The 16,411-nt window shown below is 67.5% G+C and carries 17 protein-coding genes; 3 read left to right on the plus strand and 14 right to left on the minus strand.

Annotated features, from left to right (window positions below):
- Positions 1-18: 18 nt before the first annotated feature.
- Positions 19-369 (minus strand): DUF3088 domain-containing protein, encoded by a 351-nt coding sequence (locus tag QCE83_RS17455; protein WP_309813357.1) that lies wholly within the window; start codon positions 367-369, stop codon positions 19-21.
- Positions 370-622: 253 nt separating this feature from the next.
- On the opposite strand from QCE83_RS17455, the gene QCE83_RS17460 reads away from it, so the two are divergent.
- Genes QCE83_RS17460 through QCE83_RS17470 form a run of 3 tightly spaced genes read left to right on the plus strand, consistent with a single transcriptional unit; the run spans position 623 to position 3,241 of the window.
- Positions 623-1,615 carry an aliphatic sulfonate ABC transporter substrate-binding protein gene (locus QCE83_RS17460; protein WP_309813360.1) on the plus strand — a complete coding sequence of 331 codons (993 nt, stop codon included), beginning with the start codon at positions 623-625 and terminating at the stop codon, positions 1,613-1,615.
- Positions 1,616-1,628: 13 nt separating this feature from the next.
- The gene (locus QCE83_RS17465; RefSeq protein WP_309813363.1) at positions 1,629-2,480 is read left to right on the plus strand and encodes an ABC transporter permease; all 852 of its coding nucleotides are present in this window, start codon (positions 1,629-1,631) and stop codon (positions 2,478-2,480) included.
- A complete protein-coding gene (locus QCE83_RS17470; protein WP_309813366.1) occupies positions 2,477-3,241 on the plus strand; it encodes an ABC transporter ATP-binding protein in 765 nt (254 codons plus the stop codon). Before QCE83_RS17465 ends, QCE83_RS17470 begins: the two co-directional genes overlap by 4 nt.
- Positions 3,242-3,247: 6 nt before the next feature.
- Here the strand turns inward: QCE83_RS17470 and QCE83_RS17475 are convergent, their stop codons facing one another.
- From QCE83_RS17475 to QCE83_RS17535, 13 genes are all read right to left on the minus strand, one after another.
- Positions 3,248-4,495, minus strand: a complete 1,248-nt coding sequence (locus tag QCE83_RS17475) for an SfnB family sulfur acquisition oxidoreductase (RefSeq protein ID WP_309813367.1) — start codon at positions 4,493-4,495, stop codon at positions 3,248-3,250.
- 5 nt (positions 4,496-4,500) lie between these two features.
- Positions 4,501-5,760, minus strand: a complete 1,260-nt coding sequence (locus QCE83_RS17480) for an SfnB family sulfur acquisition oxidoreductase (protein WP_309813370.1) — start codon at positions 5,758-5,760, stop codon at positions 4,501-4,503.
- 205 nt (positions 5,761-5,965) lie between these two features.
- Positions 5,966-6,622 (minus strand): alpha/beta hydrolase, encoded by a 657-nt coding sequence (locus QCE83_RS17485; protein ID WP_309813373.1) that lies wholly within the window; start codon positions 6,620-6,622, stop codon positions 5,966-5,968.
- A gap of 210 nt (positions 6,623-6,832) precedes the next feature.
- A complete protein-coding gene (locus QCE83_RS17490; RefSeq protein ID WP_309813378.1) occupies positions 6,833-7,630 on the minus strand; it encodes an ABC transporter permease in 798 nt (265 codons plus the stop codon).
- Positions 7,627-8,388: an ABC transporter ATP-binding protein gene (locus tag QCE83_RS17495; protein ID WP_309813380.1), complete on the minus strand. Its 762-nt coding sequence runs from the start codon at positions 8,386-8,388 to the stop codon at positions 7,627-7,629. The genes QCE83_RS17490 and QCE83_RS17495 overlap by 4 nt, the downstream gene beginning before the upstream one ends.
- Positions 8,385-9,680, minus strand: coding sequence for an acyl-CoA thioesterase/bile acid-CoA:amino acid N-acyltransferase family protein (locus tag QCE83_RS17500; RefSeq protein WP_309813385.1), 1,296 nt, complete (start codon positions 9,678-9,680; stop codon positions 8,385-8,387). Before QCE83_RS17500 ends, QCE83_RS17495 begins: the two co-directional genes overlap by 4 nt.
- Positions 9,677-10,756, minus strand: a complete 1,080-nt coding sequence (locus tag QCE83_RS17505; protein ID WP_309813389.1) for an ABC transporter substrate-binding protein — start codon at positions 10,754-10,756, stop codon at positions 9,677-9,679. The genes QCE83_RS17500 and QCE83_RS17505 overlap by 4 nt, the downstream gene beginning before the upstream one ends.
- A complete protein-coding gene (locus QCE83_RS17510) occupies positions 10,753-12,294 on the minus strand; it encodes a class I adenylate-forming enzyme family protein (RefSeq protein WP_309813392.1) in 1,542 nt (513 codons plus the stop codon). The genes QCE83_RS17505 and QCE83_RS17510 overlap by 4 nt, the downstream gene beginning before the upstream one ends.
- Positions 12,291-13,055: a VOC family protein gene (locus tag QCE83_RS17515; protein WP_309813396.1), complete on the minus strand. Its 765-nt coding sequence runs from the start codon at positions 13,053-13,055 to the stop codon at positions 12,291-12,293. Before QCE83_RS17515 ends, QCE83_RS17510 begins: the two co-directional genes overlap by 4 nt.
- Positions 13,055-13,501: a PaaI family thioesterase gene (locus tag QCE83_RS17520; RefSeq protein WP_309813399.1), complete on the minus strand. Its 447-nt coding sequence runs from the start codon at positions 13,499-13,501 to the stop codon at positions 13,055-13,057. Before QCE83_RS17520 ends, QCE83_RS17515 begins: the two co-directional genes overlap by 1 nt.
- Before the next feature lie 21 nt (positions 13,502-13,522).
- Positions 13,523-14,527, minus strand: coding sequence for a zinc-binding dehydrogenase (locus QCE83_RS17525; RefSeq protein WP_309815463.1), 1,005 nt, complete (start codon positions 14,525-14,527; stop codon positions 13,523-13,525).
- A 58-nt stretch (positions 14,528-14,585) separates the two neighbouring features.
- Positions 14,586-15,587 carry an ABC transporter substrate-binding protein gene (locus tag QCE83_RS17530; RefSeq protein WP_309813402.1) on the minus strand — a complete coding sequence of 334 codons (1,002 nt, stop codon included), beginning with the start codon at positions 15,585-15,587 and terminating at the stop codon, positions 14,586-14,588.
- A gap of 34 nt (positions 15,588-15,621) precedes the next feature.
- On the minus strand, positions 15,622-16,395 hold the full coding sequence (locus QCE83_RS17535) for an ABC transporter permease (protein ID WP_309813405.1): 774 nt from the start codon (positions 16,393-16,395) through the stop codon (positions 15,622-15,624).
- Between the last annotated feature and the right edge of the window lie 16 nt (positions 16,396-16,411).

Here is a 16,411-nt window from a genome sequence, read left to right on the forward strand (position 1 = left end):
GTGAGTTCGAGCAACAGGTCAGTCATGCACCTTGGGGAATCCGTGGCGCTCGGCGAGCAGCGAAAGAATGCGCCGCGTGTCCGTGACGAAGCGCTTTTCGCCCAAGCTCTGCGCATCGGAGGGCGCCGGATATTCGTCGCCAAGCACGAGGACCGGAAGGCTCTGATGCTCCTCGCCGAGTGCTTCCATCGCCGCATGGCGCGGACGCGGGAACGGCACGCGGCGAATGTCCAGCCGCGCGTTGCGGGCGGGATCGCTGGCGAGCAGCCCTTCGATCGGCGCGCCGTCCGGACAGATAAAGGTTTCGCCCGGGCGCTTCGGATCGGTAAAGCCCGGTTCCAGCAGAATCAGCAAATCGCGTTGGGTCATGGTTGGCTTCGTGCGTGGTTGAGTGCCGAAACAGCGTAGCCGTCCCGCGCATCGGGTGAAACGAATTGCATCTGCTAACCAAATCTGCCTCGTGCATGACGATGCGCGTCTGCGCTTGGCAATTTGCGGCTTAGCAATTTGTGCGCTTTGCAAACGTCGATTTCTTGGTTCTCGATGTGTCTCCGGCTCGTTAGATTCAAGGGTTGAGTCCGCGTCCTGCGGCAACCCTCTTTTCCATGTCCGGAGCGTCTTCATGAACCCGTTCTGCTCGCGCGCGCTGCGCCGCGCGGCCCTTCTGTGCGTCACGCTGCTGGGCATCCTGTCGTTGCAGGCACGCGCAGCCGTTCCCGCCGAGATCCGCGTCGACTATGCGTACTACTCTCCCGAGAGTCTCGTCATCAAGCATTTCGGCTGGCTCGAGGAAGAGTTCAAGCCGGATCAAACGTCGATTCGCTGGGTGCTGAGCCTCGGCTCCAACCGGGCGCTCGAATATCTGAACAGCGGCGCGGTCGATTTCGGCTCGACCGCCGGGCTCGCCGCGGTCCTCGGCCGCGCGAACGGCAATCCGATCCGCGCGGTCTACGTGTTCTCGCGCCCCGAGTGGACTGCGCTCGTGGTGCGCCGCGATTCGCCGATCCATTCCGTGGCCGACCTGAAAGGCAAGAAGATCGCGGCCACGCGCGGCACCGACCCGTTCCTCTTCACCTTGCGCGCCCTGAAGACGGCGGGCCTGTCGCGCGACGACGTCGAGATCGTCAATCTCCAGCATCCGGACGGACGCGTCGCGCTCGCAAAAGGACAGGTCGATGCATGGGCCGGCCTCGACCCCCACATGGCCGCCGCGCAGGTCGATGACGGCGCGCGGTTGCTGTACCGCAACGTGAGCTTCAACACCTACGGCTTCCTGAACGTTCGCGAAGCCTTCGCCCGCGACTATCCGCAGGCGGTCGGCCGGGTGTTGAAGGTCTACGAACGTGCGCGCGTGTGGATCGTCGCGCATCCGGACGACACGGCGAAGATTCTCGCCGACGAATCCAAGGTCTCGCTGCCGGTCGCGAAACTGCAACTGGAGCGCAACGACTTCAGCGACCCGCTCCCCGGCGACACGCAACGCGCCGCCCTCAAAGCCGCCGCACCGATCCTCACCGACGAGCAGCTGGTCAAGGCGGGCGTCGACCCGGCGCAAGTGGTCGATGCGCTGATCGATCCGGCGTTTGCACGGCCCGTCGCGGCGGCTGCGCGCTGAGATTTCCGCCAGGATGACCGACACCGCCACTCGCCGCGACACGCTCGCGTCCGCCGTCGATACGTCGCAGTCGAAGCCGCGCGATGCTTTGAGGCGCTGGCGCATCGCCGGCGTCGCGCTACCGTTCGCCGCGCTCGCGGCAATCGAACTCGCCGTTCGCGCCGGCTGGCTGCCCGATCATCTGATCCCCGCGCCGAGCGAGATTCTGGCCACCCTCGCGCACATGGGCGTGGCGCGGGTTGCCCGGCACATCGGCGCGAGCACCCTGCGCGTGTTCGCGGGTTTCGGCGCGGGCGCGGGTCTCGCGCTCGTCGTCGGCGCGGCGATGGGGCTTTCGCATCGTGTCGAAGCATTGCTCGAACCGACCTTCCAGGCCCTCCGCTCGATTCCGTCGCTTGCCTGGGTGCCGCTGCTGCTGCTCTGGCTCGGCATCGACGAGGCGCCCAAGATCACGCTGATCGCCATTGGCGCGTTTTTTCCGGTGCATCTCGCAGTGGTCGCGGGCATTCGCGGCGTGGATCGCAAGCTCGTGGAGCTTGGCTCGGTGTACCGGCTGAGCCGGTTCGCGCTCTTCCTGCGCATTCTGCTGCCCGCCGCGCTGCCGCAGATCGTCACGGGGCTGCGCATCGGCCTGAGCCTTGCCTGGATGTTCATGGTCGCAGCCGAACTGATCGCGGCAACGCGCGGCCTCGGCTACATGCTGAGCGATGGCCGCGAAACCGGCCGTCCCGATCTGGTATTCGGCGCGATCCTGCTGCTCGCGCTGCTCGGCAAACTCACCGACGGCGCGATGCGCCGCGCCGAGGCGCGCTTGCTCGCCTGGCGCGACGCCTTCGACGGCGTCGCGCGCAAGGAGGCGCAATGAACCTGGCGCAGCCCGTTCTGCTCGATGCCCGCATCGCCCGCAAGCGCTATGCGGAGCGCACCGTCCTCGCCGACGTCGCGCTGCACGTGAAGCGCGGCGAGATCGTCTGTCTCGTGGGACCGAGCGGCTGCGGCAAGAGCACGCTTTTGCGTATCGTCGCCGGACTGGAGCGCGACTATCGCGGCTCGGTGACGCTCGACGGCGTGCCGCTCGACGGGCCGTCGCCGCGCATCGGCGTGATCTTTCAGGAGCCGCGGCTGTTGCCGTGGCTCACCGTCGCCGACAATGTCGGCTTTGCGGCCGGACGCCGCGGCGGACGCGACCCGCGTGTGGCGCAGTTGCTGAGCGAAGTGCAGTTGAGCGCCGCCGCCGCCGCCCTGCCCTCGGCGCTGTCCGGCGGCATGGCCCAACGCGCGGCGATTGCGCGCGGGCTGTTCGGCGAGCCGGAGGTGCTGCTGCTCGACGAGCCCTTCAGCGCCGTCGATGCGATGACACGCATGCACCTGCAAGCCTTGCTGCTCGACGTGGTGGCGCGCCATGGCACGAGCGCCATCGTCGTCACGCATGACCTGGACGAAGCGCTCTATCTCGGCGACCGGGTGTTGATGCTCGCCGCCGATCCCGGACGGCTCGACGGCGAACTGGCCGTCGGGTTGCCGCGTCCGCGCGACCGCCGCGATCCGGAGCTGGCCCGGCTACGCGCCCGCCTGTTCGACGCGTTCCAGCGTTTCCATGAGCATTCCGCCGCAACGGCGCGCTGACGCCGGCTACAACGCACCGTGGCGCGGCGGCAGGGTGCCGTTGAGGAAGTAGTTGCCCACCGCGTGATATTTCCAGCGCACCGGATCGTGCAGTGTGTGCGTGCGGGCATTGCGCCAGAAACGGTCGAGGCCCAGGCCGTCGAGCGTCGCGGCCGTGCCGGCGAGCTCGAAGAGGCGTGAGCCGGCGTCCAGCGACGCCGTGGTCGTCAGCGCCCGCGCTTCGGCAACCGCCACCGATGCCGCCGCCACCGTTTGCGCATCCGGCGCCGCCTGAGCCGCATCGACGAAACGCGCGGCGCGCCGCAACGACGCCTCGGCCGCGCGAATCTGGATGGCGATGTCGCCGTACTGCGCGATAAGGAGGGGATCGTCCGCTGCACGCTCGACCCGGGCGTCGATCCAGGGCCGCGAACGCTCGCGCACGAATTCGCCTGTTGCCCGGAACGCCCCGCGCGCCTGCCCGAGATCGATGGCGGCATGCATGATCTGGGCGATGGGACCGATCGTCGTCGGCCGCTCGAAGGACGCCTGGAACGGCACGACCCATGCATCGTCGACGCGCACATCGTCGAACTGCACGGAGCCGCTGCCGGTCACGCGCTGCCCGAAGCCGTCCCAGTCGTCCACGATGCTCACGCCCTGCGAGTCGCGCGGGACGAAAGCGAGATACGTCACGTCCCGCCCCTGTTCCTCCGCGACGACCAGCGTCGGAATCCAGTCCGCGTAGAGCGCGCCCGTGCAGTAGAACTTGCGCCCGTCGATGCGCCATCCCGAAGCGCCGCGTGTGAGGCGCGTGCGGCGCTTGAAGTCGCGCGCGCCGGTCTCGGCGAGCGCGTTGCCGAAGCGGTCGCCCGCCAGCACGCGCTCATAAAAGAACCGTTGCTGGGACGCGCTGCCGCCGACGCGCAGCACTTCCAGCGCGTAATAGTGGTTTTGCGGGATCTGGCCCAGCGAGCCGTCCGCGTCTGAAATGACGGCGATGGTCTCGGCGAGTATCGCGGCGCCCACTCCGGGCCCACCATACGCACGCGGCACCGTGATGGCCCACAAGCCGCTCGCCACGTAGGCCTCGAGCTCCTGCCAGGGCAGGCGCCGCTCGCGGTCGCGCAGGACGGCGCCCGGTGCAATCGTGGCGGCGAAACGGCGCGCCGCATCGAGCACCTCGGCGGCGCCGGCAAGGCGCGCAGGACGCGGCCGTGCGCGAGATTCCCGGGAATCGACCGCCTCGGGCGCGGCAAGGTCAGCGGAAGTCATCACGTTCAGTTCCATGAATGACGCGCGGGCCACGCGCCGTTGAGATGGTAGTTGCCGAGCAGATGCAGCTTCCAGCGCACCGGATCGTGCAGTGTGTGGGTGCGTGCGTTTCGCCAGTGGCGATCGAGATTGTGCGCGGCGCGGGTCGCGGCGGAACCGGCGAGTTCGAACAGTTTCTCGCTCGCCGCCAGGGCGATACGGGTCGTCAGGATCTTGGCTTCCGCAACCGCGACCGAGGCCGCCGCGCTCGACGCCTCATCGACGCCCGCGCGCGTGATCGCATCCAGCGTCTCGCCCGCTTCCCGCAGCACTTCGTGGGCGGCATGCAGGTCGATATGCAGGCGACCGACATCGGCGATCACGTAGGGATCGTCGCTCGCGCGTTCGAGGCCCGAGTCGAGCCATGGGCGCGCGCGCTCGCGCACGAACGTGAGCGCGTCGGTCAGCGCGGCCTGTGCGATGCCCTGATCGATCGCGGCCTGGATCAGTTGCGAAGTCGGACCGAACAGGCCTGCACGCCCGGCGAGCCGCCAGATCGGCAGCACGTCGTCCGGCTCGACCGGCACGTCGTCGAACACGACGCTGCCGCTGGCCGTCGTGCGCTGCCCGAACGCGTTCCAGTCGTCGATCACCTGCACGCCCGGCGCATCGCGCGGCACCCACACCTGCACGCTGCGGCCTTCGTCGTCTACTGCCCGCGTCGGCAGGCGATGAGCGAACAACGCGCCCGTCGAATAGAAGCGCCGCCCGCTCAACCTCAGGCCCTGCGGCGTCGCGGTGAGCCGTGTCGAGCCCTGCAATATCGTGGCTGCGTTCGCGGAGCGGCGCTCCGGGCCCGCGTTGCCGAGCCGGCGTCCCGCCAGCACTTCGTCGTAGAGCCGGCGTTTCTGTTCGTCGCTGCCGATCTCGCGCAGCACGCCGAGCACGCCGAAATGATTCTGCGGAATCTGCCCGAACGCGGGATCGGCAGCGCACAGGATCACGAAGACTTCGGCAAGCGTCGCGAACGACACCTCCGGACCGCCGTATTCGCGCGGCACAGTGATGGCGCCCAAACCGCTTTCGGAAAAGCGTTCGAGTTCGTCCCACGGCAGGCGCCGTTCGCGATCCCGCGCGGATGCGTCGGGCGCGACCAGCGCGGCAAGCTTGTGTGCGGCGGCGAGCGCTCCGGCGTCGTCGCGGATGAGCGCCACGCGGGCAGGATCGGGAACTGCGGCGAGGCGCACGCCCGGGTCACCGGGTGAGGAAAGGTCGTGATGTGGCATGACGGCGAAGAAGGGCGCGCATTGGCGCGCGCACCGGATGGATCGAATGACGTCATTGGATCATTCGCATCCTGCTTTGACTAATGACGAATCATGCAATGCATATGAACCACGGCTGCGGCAAATAGCCACTCGCCGATGAAACCCGAGGACCCGTTACTGACCTTGCCCAAACGCAGGACAGCGCGCCGCCCGTTCGAGCGGATCAGCAGTAGGCAGGTTGCTGCGCGTCTGCGTGCTCGTCATTGGAACACGTAGCGCACACGCGCCGGGCGAGGGTCTCGACAAAATGGCGCGCCAGCGGCCATGGGCCGAATCCGGCCGATGTGTCGATATGCCCTGCATCGCCGAGATTGACGAAGGCGCTGTTCCAGCGCTGCGCGAGGGCACGCGCTTCATCGATGGCAAGCCATGGGTCCGTCGTGCTGCCGACGACCAGCGAGGGCACCTCCAGACGGCGTGCATCGAACACACCGGCGAACCGGGAGCGAGCGGGACTTGCCGGTGCGACGAACAGCACGCCGAGCACCGTGGCATCGAGCGGGCGAAAAGCGCCACGCGCGGGATGCGCCTGATGGGCCAGCGCATGCGCGGCCGCGAGACTGCCGAATCCGTGCGTTGCCAGCACGACAGGACCGTTCACGTCCGCAAGGACGTCGCGGACCGCATCGCTCCACGTCTGGAGATGCGGCGCGTCCCAGTCCTGTTGCTCGACGCGCTGCGCCCCCGGCATCTGGCGCGCAAGCCAGGTGAGCCAGTGCGCGCCTTCGCCGCCATGCAGGCCGGGAACCGTTATGAGGGTAACCGGCGACGCTGTCGCATCATCCCGTTCAGCCACACGCCACGCGCTGCGCTCAGTCATCTCTGGTTGCTCCGCTGTCTGAAGATGTTGGGCTTGTTGTCACCCGGATTTTCATTTTCAGCGGATGCTGAGTCGCGCAAAACCAATATTTCCTGCTTTGTTTATGGCGCTTATGGCGCACTCACGAGGCCTTGGCCTCTCAGTAAGACTCATGCATTCCGAAAGCGGCGCGCATCGCTTGTCCGGGTGGGCCGTGCGCCGTCAATGCCGTCAACCGCCCTCGCCTCGCGTCGCTTCACGCCGCTCCCAGAACACCACGCGGCGCTGCACGACGCGCACGATCTGGGCTCCGCAGACGCCGATCACGGCCAGCAGCACGACACCGGCGAACATGGTTGACACGCTCATGTTCACGGACGACGAGCTGATCAGGAAACCGAGGCCCTGCTGCGATGACAGGAACTCCCCGACCACCGCGCCGATCAGCGCCAGCGACACGCCGATCTGCAGGCCGCTGAAGATCTCGGATGCGGCGCACGGCACCTTCACGTGAAAGAACAGAAAGAGCCGTGACGCCGAGAAGGCCCGGCATGTATCGAGCAGATCGGCATCGGCGCGCTTCAGCCCGTTCACCGTGTTGACGAACAGCGGAAAGAAGCACACCAGAACGACGAGCACGATCTTCGACGCGCTGCCATAGCCGCACCACACCAGAATGATGGGCCCCAGCGCGACCTTGGGCATGGCCTGCAATCCTGCGAGCAACGGAAACACGAAACGCTCGAACACGCGCGATTCCGCGAGCAGCGCGCCCAGCAGGACCGCGAGCGCCGAGCCGATTGCATAACCGACCAACGTTTCCTGCAGCGTCGCGACAATGTGCGGCCACAGGCTGCCGCTGGCGAAACCCTCGGCAAGCGCGCGCCAGACCTGTGCGGGCGCCGGCAGCACGTAGTCGGGAATCGCGAATGCGCGCACCGCAATCTGCCAGCATCCAATCACCACGGCGAGGCTCAAAAGCGGATAGATAAACCCCGGCACGGGGCGACGCGGACGTTGCGTGCTCACTGAAAATGTCTCCTCAAATGCGCGCATGCAGCGACGAATGCAGGGTCGCTCATGATGGACGCGGCGCGCGGGCGCGGCAGATCGATGCGCACGTCGTCGACGATGCGTCCCGGCCGCGCCGACATCACCAGCACGCGATCCGCGAGAAACACCGCCTCCGCGATGCTGTGCGTGATGAACAACACCGATTTGCGCTGCGTGAGCCAGATGCGCTGCAGTTCGAGCGTGAGCGCTTCGCGCGTCATTGCGTCGAGCGCGGCGAAGGGCTCGTCCATCAGCAGCAGATGGGGATCGTGCAGCAGCATGCGGGCGATGCCCACGCGCTGCTGCATGCCGCCCGACAGCTCGGCGGGATAGTTGCGGGCGAACGCAGCGAGATCGACCAGTTCGAGCAGCGCCTGGGCGCGGGCGCGTGCGGCCTCTTTGGGGAGTCCCAAGGTGCGCGCGGGCAGCATGACGTTGTCGAGCACCGTGCGCCATGGCAGCAGGTTCGGCTTCTGAAAAGCCACCCCTGCTTCCCTGGACGGCTTCGACAGCCGCGCGCCGCCGATGCGCGCCTCGCCCGCGGTCGGCGTCACGAGTCCCGCCGCCACCTTGAGCAAGGTGGACTTGCCGCACCCCGACGGGCCGAGCAGTGCGACGAATTCGCCTTCCCCCACGTGCAGATCGATCCCGGCGAGCGCATCGATGCTGCCGGTCCGCGTCGCGTAGCGCACCGAAAGCCGCTCCGCACTGAAAGCATGTCGTTCGCTGTTCATCGCGCCCCGCTTGTCTCGGCGAGAAATGCGAGCACGCGCGCCCACGAAGCTTCGTTCGCGCGCGCGTTCGCAGCAGCCGTGCCGCCCGCCGTCAGCGCGACACGGGCAACGGGATGCACGCGTGCAATGCGCGTCGTCGGCACATGGGGGAACAGGATCGCGTGGCCGGCGCCTTCGTTGCGCTGATGCTCGAGGCAATGTCCGAAGCCGCGCGCCGTCAGGTCCGCGACGATCATCCCGGCGTAGTGCGTCGAAGGCCAGAAACCGTCGTCGGTGCCGGAGATCAGCAGGATCGGCGCACGGATGCGTTCGACCTCGATGCGGGCCCGTGCGACCGCCTGTGCGTCGCGCAACGCGGTTTCGAACGCCGGCGCCTGACGCACCGCCTCGCCGGGCTTTGCCGGATCACGAAAGGCGCGCCAGTCGGCCTCGGCGTTGTCCTGCCAAACGTGCGGCAAGGGCCTGCCATCGAGCGTCCAGGCGATCGCGTCGGGCGGCTCAGCGGCGGCTCCGGCGCGCAACGTGCCGTGGCGCACGGCACTCGGCACGTAGCCGATCACCGCCGATACGCGCGCGGGCCACGTTGCCGCGAGTTGCAGCGCAAGTTCGCCGCCGCGCGACTGGCCGGCGACCGCGACGAAATCCCCGGCGGGCGCAACCGTCTCGCGCAGCCAGTCGAGCGCGTTGGCGAAGTATTCGAGCGGTATCCGCGAAATCGTCGCGGGCAGGCCCGGCGCGTTGAAATAGCCGAGCGCCAGCGCCGCATAGCCGTGCGCCGCGTACAGGGCCGCGCGCGGCTCGTTGATGCCCCCGCCCGAGCCGTTGAGCACGACGATGGCGGGATGCGGTCCCGGCGTCGCCGGCAGGAACAGCGTGCCGACGACACCCGCTTCGCTGATCGCGCGCCGCGTCACGCCATCGGCGACGAAATGCTGCTCGAAACTGGCGCTGGCCGCATTGCCGTCCTGATCGCGCGCGTCGATGCGCACGGTAAGCGGCGCGATGGCGTCGGCGGGCGGCGCATCCTTCACGCAGCGCATCGACCAGACGATCCCCATCGGCTGCGCGCCGTGTCCGGCATAGTCACCCGACACAGGCGCATCCGCCGCGAGATCCACCCGCCCTGCTTCATTCGCGGCGAAGCGGTTGTCGCTGCGCCACTCGCTGCCGTCGGCCATCGTCAGATGCGCGCTCAGGTCGACTTCGGCGCCGGCTGCGAAGCCCGTCAGCACGATCTGTCGCGTCACGTCGACCAGCGCCACACGCGGCGTCACCTCAATGCGCGCGCTCATTGCTTTAGCGCGCGCGCACGCAGCGCGGCCTCGTCGAAGCGGCTGAACTCCGGCACGAACTGGTTCGTGAAGACCTGATCGACCGGCACGTCGCCGGCCGGAAATTCGCCGACCTTCTGCATGACCGCGAGGTTGGCGCGCACCGCGGGCAGATCGTAGGCGCCGGGCTGGCGCGGCTTGCCATCGGCGGTGCGCAGCACGCGATCCAGCCGGCGCTTGAGCAACTCGACCGCTTCACGCAGATTCTTCTGCTCGTCGCCTTGAGGTTTCGATTCAGGATGCTGTTCCCAGAATGCCTTGACGCAGAACGCGGGATTGGCGTCGCAGACCACCTGCGCTTCGGTGTAGGCGCGCCCGAACCGCGCAATCAGTTGCGGCTGCGACACGAAAGTGTCGCGATGCGCGATGAAGCCGTTGCCCGCGGTCGCATCGAACACGGCGGGATAGCGGATGCGGCGGATCGGCGTGCCGGAGAGTTCGAGCGCGTCATCCCAGCTGCTGTTGAAGTTGAGCGCGTCGACCGCGCCGGTCTTGAGCGCATGGAAACCGGCGCCGAGCGCACCGACCGCCACATACTCGACGTTCTTGCCCGGCTCCAGCCCGGCTTCGCGCAAAGCGGCACGGCCGCCGGGGATCGTGCCCCACGTCAGCGCGCCGACGCCGACCTTCTTGCCCTTCAGGTCGCCGAGCGCATGCACCGGCGATGACGCGAGCACCGCAAACTCCATCGTGTTCGACGGCACGCCGTTATAGAAATAGCGCACCGGCACGGGCGTGCCGCCGTTCAGATAGCTCGACAGGATCGGCTCGGCGGTGGGATAACCGAAGGTGATGCGCTTGCTCGCGACCTGCGGAATCAGCGCGCCCGCGCCCTGGAAGACGATGAGCTTCACGTCGAGACCTTCGGCCTTGAAGAGCCCGAGTTTGTCGGCGGCGGCGTACGGTGCGCCGTCGTGCACGGCCGGCGGAATCGCCAGACCGACGGTGACGGCGTCGAGCGCCAGTGCAGCGTGCGGTGCGAGCAGCGGCGCGCACAACACGGCGGCCGATGCGACTCTGCGGATGACCTGCTTCATGCGTGATCCTTCGATGCTTCGATGCGACGCGCCGCAAGCGCCTTCAGCGCCGCGCGGTCGATCTTGTTGGTGGCGGCAAGCGGCAGCGCGTCCACGAACCACACGCGGCGCGGATGCTGATACGCCGGCGCGTGTTCGAGCGCGAAGCGCTTCACCTCGTCTTCGTCGAGCGAGCCTTCCCGCGCGATGACGAACGCGACCGGCTTGGTGCCCTTGATCGCATCGTCGACCGGCACGACGCATGCCTGCGCAATCTGCGGATGGCGCTCCAGCATGCGCTCCACATCGCCGGGCCAGATGTTTTCGCCGCCCGACACAAACATGTCGTCGCGCCGGCCAACGAAGGTGTAGAAGCCGTGCGCGTCGCGCTGGAAGATATCGCCCGTGCGGTAATAGCCGTCGGCCGTGATCGGCGGCGGCAGATCGGGACGGTTGTGATAGCCCGTCATCAGTCCGGGACTCTTCAGCCACAGTTCGCCCTGCTGCGCGTCGCTTCCGGTCTCATCCACAAGGCGCAGCGCCACCCGCGGATGCGCCGCGCCCACCGCGAGCGGCGGCGGCGGCAGGCCATCCGGATGCGGTCCGAACACTACCGGCCCGCCCTCGGTCGTACCGTAGGCATTGATCACGCGGGCATTCGGCAAGAGTGCGCGGATCTGCTCGAACAGCGCGCCGCTGACCGGCGCCGACCCCATGCGCACGGTGCGCACCGAGCTCAGATCACTGTGCGCCAGCGTGTCGCGCTCGCGCAGCATCATCGCGATCATCGGTGGGACGGACGTGAGCCACGTGCAACGCCAGGTGTCGATCGCGCGGATGGCATTCGTCGCCTCGAACTGCGGCAGCATGACCGTGGTCGCGTGCGCGGCCAGCGTCAGGAAGACGAGCGCCAGTGCGTTCATGTGAAACAGCGGCGCGGCGATCAGCACGCGTTCGCCGGACAGCGGCTGCGATTCGAGCCGCGTCTGCACGACCCACAGATGGCTCTCGTGCGACAACAGCACGCCCTTCGGCCGGCCGGTCGAGCCGGACGTGTAGAGCATCAGGGCGGTTTCGCCGGGCACGGGCTCGACCGGCTCGACACGCGTACCGTTTGTCTGCCCGACATAAGACGAGAACGGCGTCGCGCTCGAGGCAGTGGCCGGACCGCGCGAGTCGAACACGACCGCGGGCAGCGCATCGGGCACATCGGCGCTGCGCCCGTCGTCGCAAAACACGAGACGCGCACCGCTGTCCGCAATCACGTCCGCAAGCAGCGCGCGCGGAAAGCGGAAGTTCACCGGCACCGCAACCAGCCCCGCACGCATGATGCCGAGCACCGTCGCGACGTAATGCGCCGAGTTGGCGGCCAGCACCGCCACGCGATCGCCGCGCGCGTAGTCACGTGCAAGCGTCGCGGCGACGCGGTCCGCCAGCATGTCCAGTGCGGCGAAGCTGTATTGAACCGGCTCGAGCGCCTCATCCAGTTCGATGAATGCGAGCGCCTCACCGTCGGCGTCACGGTCGATGAGCGCACCGAGATTGCGTCGCCCTTTCATGGTACGAACTCCAGCAAGGTATCGAAGCGCGGCAACGCGACGACCGTATGCACATCGCTCGTTTCGAAGGGCAGCGCCGCGTCTTTTGCGCGGGCGCCGATTTCGCGCCACTGCGGCGTGCGCAGCGTAATCGCGGCGAAACGCGGCGCGCGCGGTGAGACATGCGCCGCCGATGAGCCGAAGCGGGCATCGAATGCCGCGCGCGCGTGGAACGCCAGCGAGAAGCGCGCCGACGGTTCGCCGAGGCGGGCATAGGCCGCGCGGTCCGCATCGATCAGATGCAACGCGGCGAGCGCATAAGCGCCGTTCTCGTGCGTGCGCCATTCGTCGCGGAATACGAACTCGGGCGTCAGATGCTGGCAGAAGTACACGCGCCCGCCTTCGAACTGCCCCGGCTTGAGCCGCACCGTCGCGAAACGCGCCTCACCGTGTGGCTCGACCGGCCGCGAGAAGAACTGCGGCGGCGTGGCTTCCAGACCGGCGGCGGCGAGCGTATCGAACGTGCGCTGCGGGTCGTCGCTGCGATAGACGAGACCGTCCGCGCCAGGCGCGCTGTCCGCGATCTCCTGGCGGATCACCGAGCCATCGGCGGGCAGGCCGATGAGCTCCAGATAGCTGTCGTCGAACACCATCAGATGATTGATCGAGCCGAGCGTGTGATATCCGCGCGGTGTCAGCGTGAAGCCGAGTTGCGCGAATTGATCACGCGCCGCATCGGTATCGAAGCGCGTGTTGATAACGAGATGATCGAGTTCGAGCATCACGGCTTCGCGGCTTGCGGCGCAGGCGCGGTCGAATAGACGCCGCGCCCGCTCGCGACGAGCTTGCCGTCGGCGTCGTACACATGGGCTTCCGCGCTCGACACCTGCGCGCCGAAACGGATCACCTTGCCCTTGACGCGCAGATCGCCGGGAAACGCCGCGCGGTGATAGTCCACCCGCAAGTCGATGGTCGGCACGCCGCGCCCGGTCTTCGAGACGAGCGCCCAGTCGGCGGCGAGATCGACCAGCGCAGCCAGAATGCCGCCGTGCGTGTAGCGCTTGTCGGGATTGACGACCCATTCCTCGCGCCAGGTGGCGGTCAGTTCGATCTCGCCGTCGCCCACGGACGCCACCTTGAGTCCGAGCCATTCGTGATACGGCGCGCGGCGCAGTTTCGCTTCGATATCCTGTGCCGTTGGCAGCGCCGGTGTCGTGTTGTCGCTCATGATCTGATTCTCCCTGGTTGTTTACGGATTGACGACGACCTTGCCCAGCACTTCGCGATCGCGAATCAGGCGCAATCCTTCTGCCGCCTGCTCGAGCGGCACCGCGCGATCGATCGCCGGCTTGAGCTCGCCCTTTTCGATCTGCGTCAGCAGCGCACGCAGGTTGTCGTCGTAGAAGCTGTTGGAGCCGATCACCTTGAGCTCGAAGCTCCAGATGTAGCGCAGGTCTTCCTTCGGATCGTGGCCCGCCGTGGCGCCGCACACGAGCAGCGTGCCGCCGCGCTTCAGGCACTTGAGCGACGGCACCCAGGTGTCGCCGCCGGTGAAGTTCACCACCACGTCCACGCCGCCTTCATGGGTGCGGCGTTGCGGTTTGCCATACGTGCCGATGGCCCACTTCGAGAAGTCCGTCGTGCGGTAGTTGACGACGTGATCCGCGCCGAGCGCCTTGAGTTGTTCGAGCTTCTCGTCGCTGCCCGCGCAGGCAATCACTTCCGCGCCGAGTTGCTTCGCGAGCAGGAGCGAGGCGGTCCCGACTCCGCCGCTCGCGCCAAGGATCAACACGCGGTCGCCTGCCTTGACCGTGTTGTGGGTGATCAGCATGCGATGCGCGGTGCCGTACGCGACCGGCAACGCCGACGCATCGTCGAAGCTGACTGCATCGGGCAACGCGATCAGTTGCGCCGCCGACACCGCGCAGTATTGCGCCATGCCGCCGTCGAGCATCTCGCCCATCAGCCCCTTGTCGCGATTGAGCGGATTGACGAGCACGCGGTCTCCCGCCTTCCAGCCTTCGACATCGCCGCCGACCGCGACGATCTCGCCCGCCATGTCGAGGCCGATCACGACCGGCAGCGGCACCTTGATGCCCGGCATGCCGCGTACCGTGAACACGTCGTGATAGTTGAACGAGGACGCGCGCACGCGGATCACGACGCCGTCGGGCGCGGCCTGCGGCACGGGCTTGTCGGTGACGACCTTCAGCTGATCGAGATCGCCATGGGCGTCCAGCACGAGGGCTTTCATCGTCGCTGGAAGAGGACTGGTCATGTTTTGACTCCGGTTTTGAGTGGTGACAAGGGGTTCAGTGCTGCGCCTTCGAGGCGTCGTAAGCTTGCGTCGCGAACAGGTCGGCGGGCAGCGTGCCCTTGATGACGCCGCCTTCCACGAAGATCTGGTGCTCGCGTTTGAGCGTGTCGATGTCGAGCGGCTCGAAGGTCACGCGATTGATGTCCGACCAGCGCGACGCGTAGGCATCGGCGTCCGCGGCGGGCAGATTGGCGCTCTTCTGCAGGATCGCGGCCACTTCCGTGCGATGCGACGCGCCCCACTGCAACGCGGTCCGCATGCCGGCGATGAGCTTCGCGATCTCGTCCGGATGCTTCGCGAGGAAGTCCGAGCGCACCGCGCTCACACCGATGTACGGCGTCGCGTCCGACTTCGTGAGCTTCTTCCATTCGTCGCCGAAGTTGCCGAGGCGGCGCACCTTCAGCTCCTTGAGCTGCGCGACCGTCACCGAGCGCAACGCGGCGGCGTCCACCTGTTTCTGCACGAGGAACTGCGCGAGCCGCGCCTCGTTGCCGGGCACGATCGAAAAATCCGCTGCGCCGATCTTGTCGTTGCCCTGCAGGACAGCCGTTGCGATTGCCGCGACGGAACTGCCCGGCGGCGACATGCCGACCTTCTTGCCGCGCAGGTCGGCGAGCGACTTGATCGGCGAATCATCGGGGGTGACGAACTCGACGTCGGCAGGCTGGGTGGCGAGCACGATCTTCACCGGAACGCCGTCGGCAGCGGAGCTGAAGACCGCCGCGGCCGGCGCGGCGAAGGCGAAATCGATTGCATTGGCGGCGAGCGCGCGGTTCGGTGCATTGACGTCGGAGAAGCGCACGAACTGCACGTCGAGTCCGCGTTGCTGCAGGAATTTCTGCGCCTCCAGCACCGCGCCGAAGCCGAGGCTCACGCCGCTCGTCCAGTAGCCGATCCGGATCGGCTCGGCATGCGCTGCCTGCGTGGTGAGGCCGAGCGAAGCGGCCGCGACGCTCGCGGCGAGCGCCGCGCGCTTGAAGATGGCGAAGACCGACATGTGTGATTCCCCGTAGTATGCGAATGAAAATGGTCTAGACCGTCCGCTTCCAGCGGAACAGCCGGCGTTCGAGCGGCTTGAGCACGCCCGCTTCAAGCAGCAGCATCAGCACGACGAGCGTGAGCGTCCAGGCGAAGACCTGATCCGTCTGCACGAGATCGGCCGCCTGTCGCAGGCGATAGCCGATGCCGCTCGACGAGCCGATGGTTTCCGCCACCAGCGAGACGCGCCAGCCGAAGCCGAACGCGAGCCGTGCGCCGGCGAACAGGTGCGGCAGGACGGTCGGCACGAAAATCTTGCGCATGATCTGCGCGCGCGACATGTGGAAGCTGCGCGCGAGCTCCACGTGCTGCGCGTCGACGGTGCGCGCTCCCTGCCAGACGTTGGTCAGGATCAGCGGCATCGCGGTCATGAAGACGACGAAGATCGTCGTCGTATTGGAAATGCCGAACCAGATGATCGCGAAGACGGCCCAGATGGCGGACGACACGGTGTTGACGATCGACAGGACCGGCTCGAAGAAGCGCGCGCCCCGCGGATTCGAACCCAGCACAATGCCGAGCGGCCCGCCCACGGCGACCGCAATCAGAAAGCCCGCCAGGACGCGGTACAGCGTGGCGCCAAGATCGGTGAAGAAGGTTTCCGAATGCACGAGCGCGTCGAGTGCCTCGATGACCCGGAGCGGCCCGGGAAGCACGAACGCGGGCATGCGCAGCGCGGCGAACTGCCATGCCGCGACGAGCAGCGCCACGAGCAGCGCGCGCTGCGCCACGAGCAACGGCAAGGAGCGAGTTTCAACAGTGGACATCGATGGACAGGAACCC

It is taken from the genome of Caballeronia sp. LZ034LL, assembly GCF_031451215.1.
GTDB lineage: Bacteria > Pseudomonadota > Gammaproteobacteria > Burkholderiales > Burkholderiaceae > Caballeronia.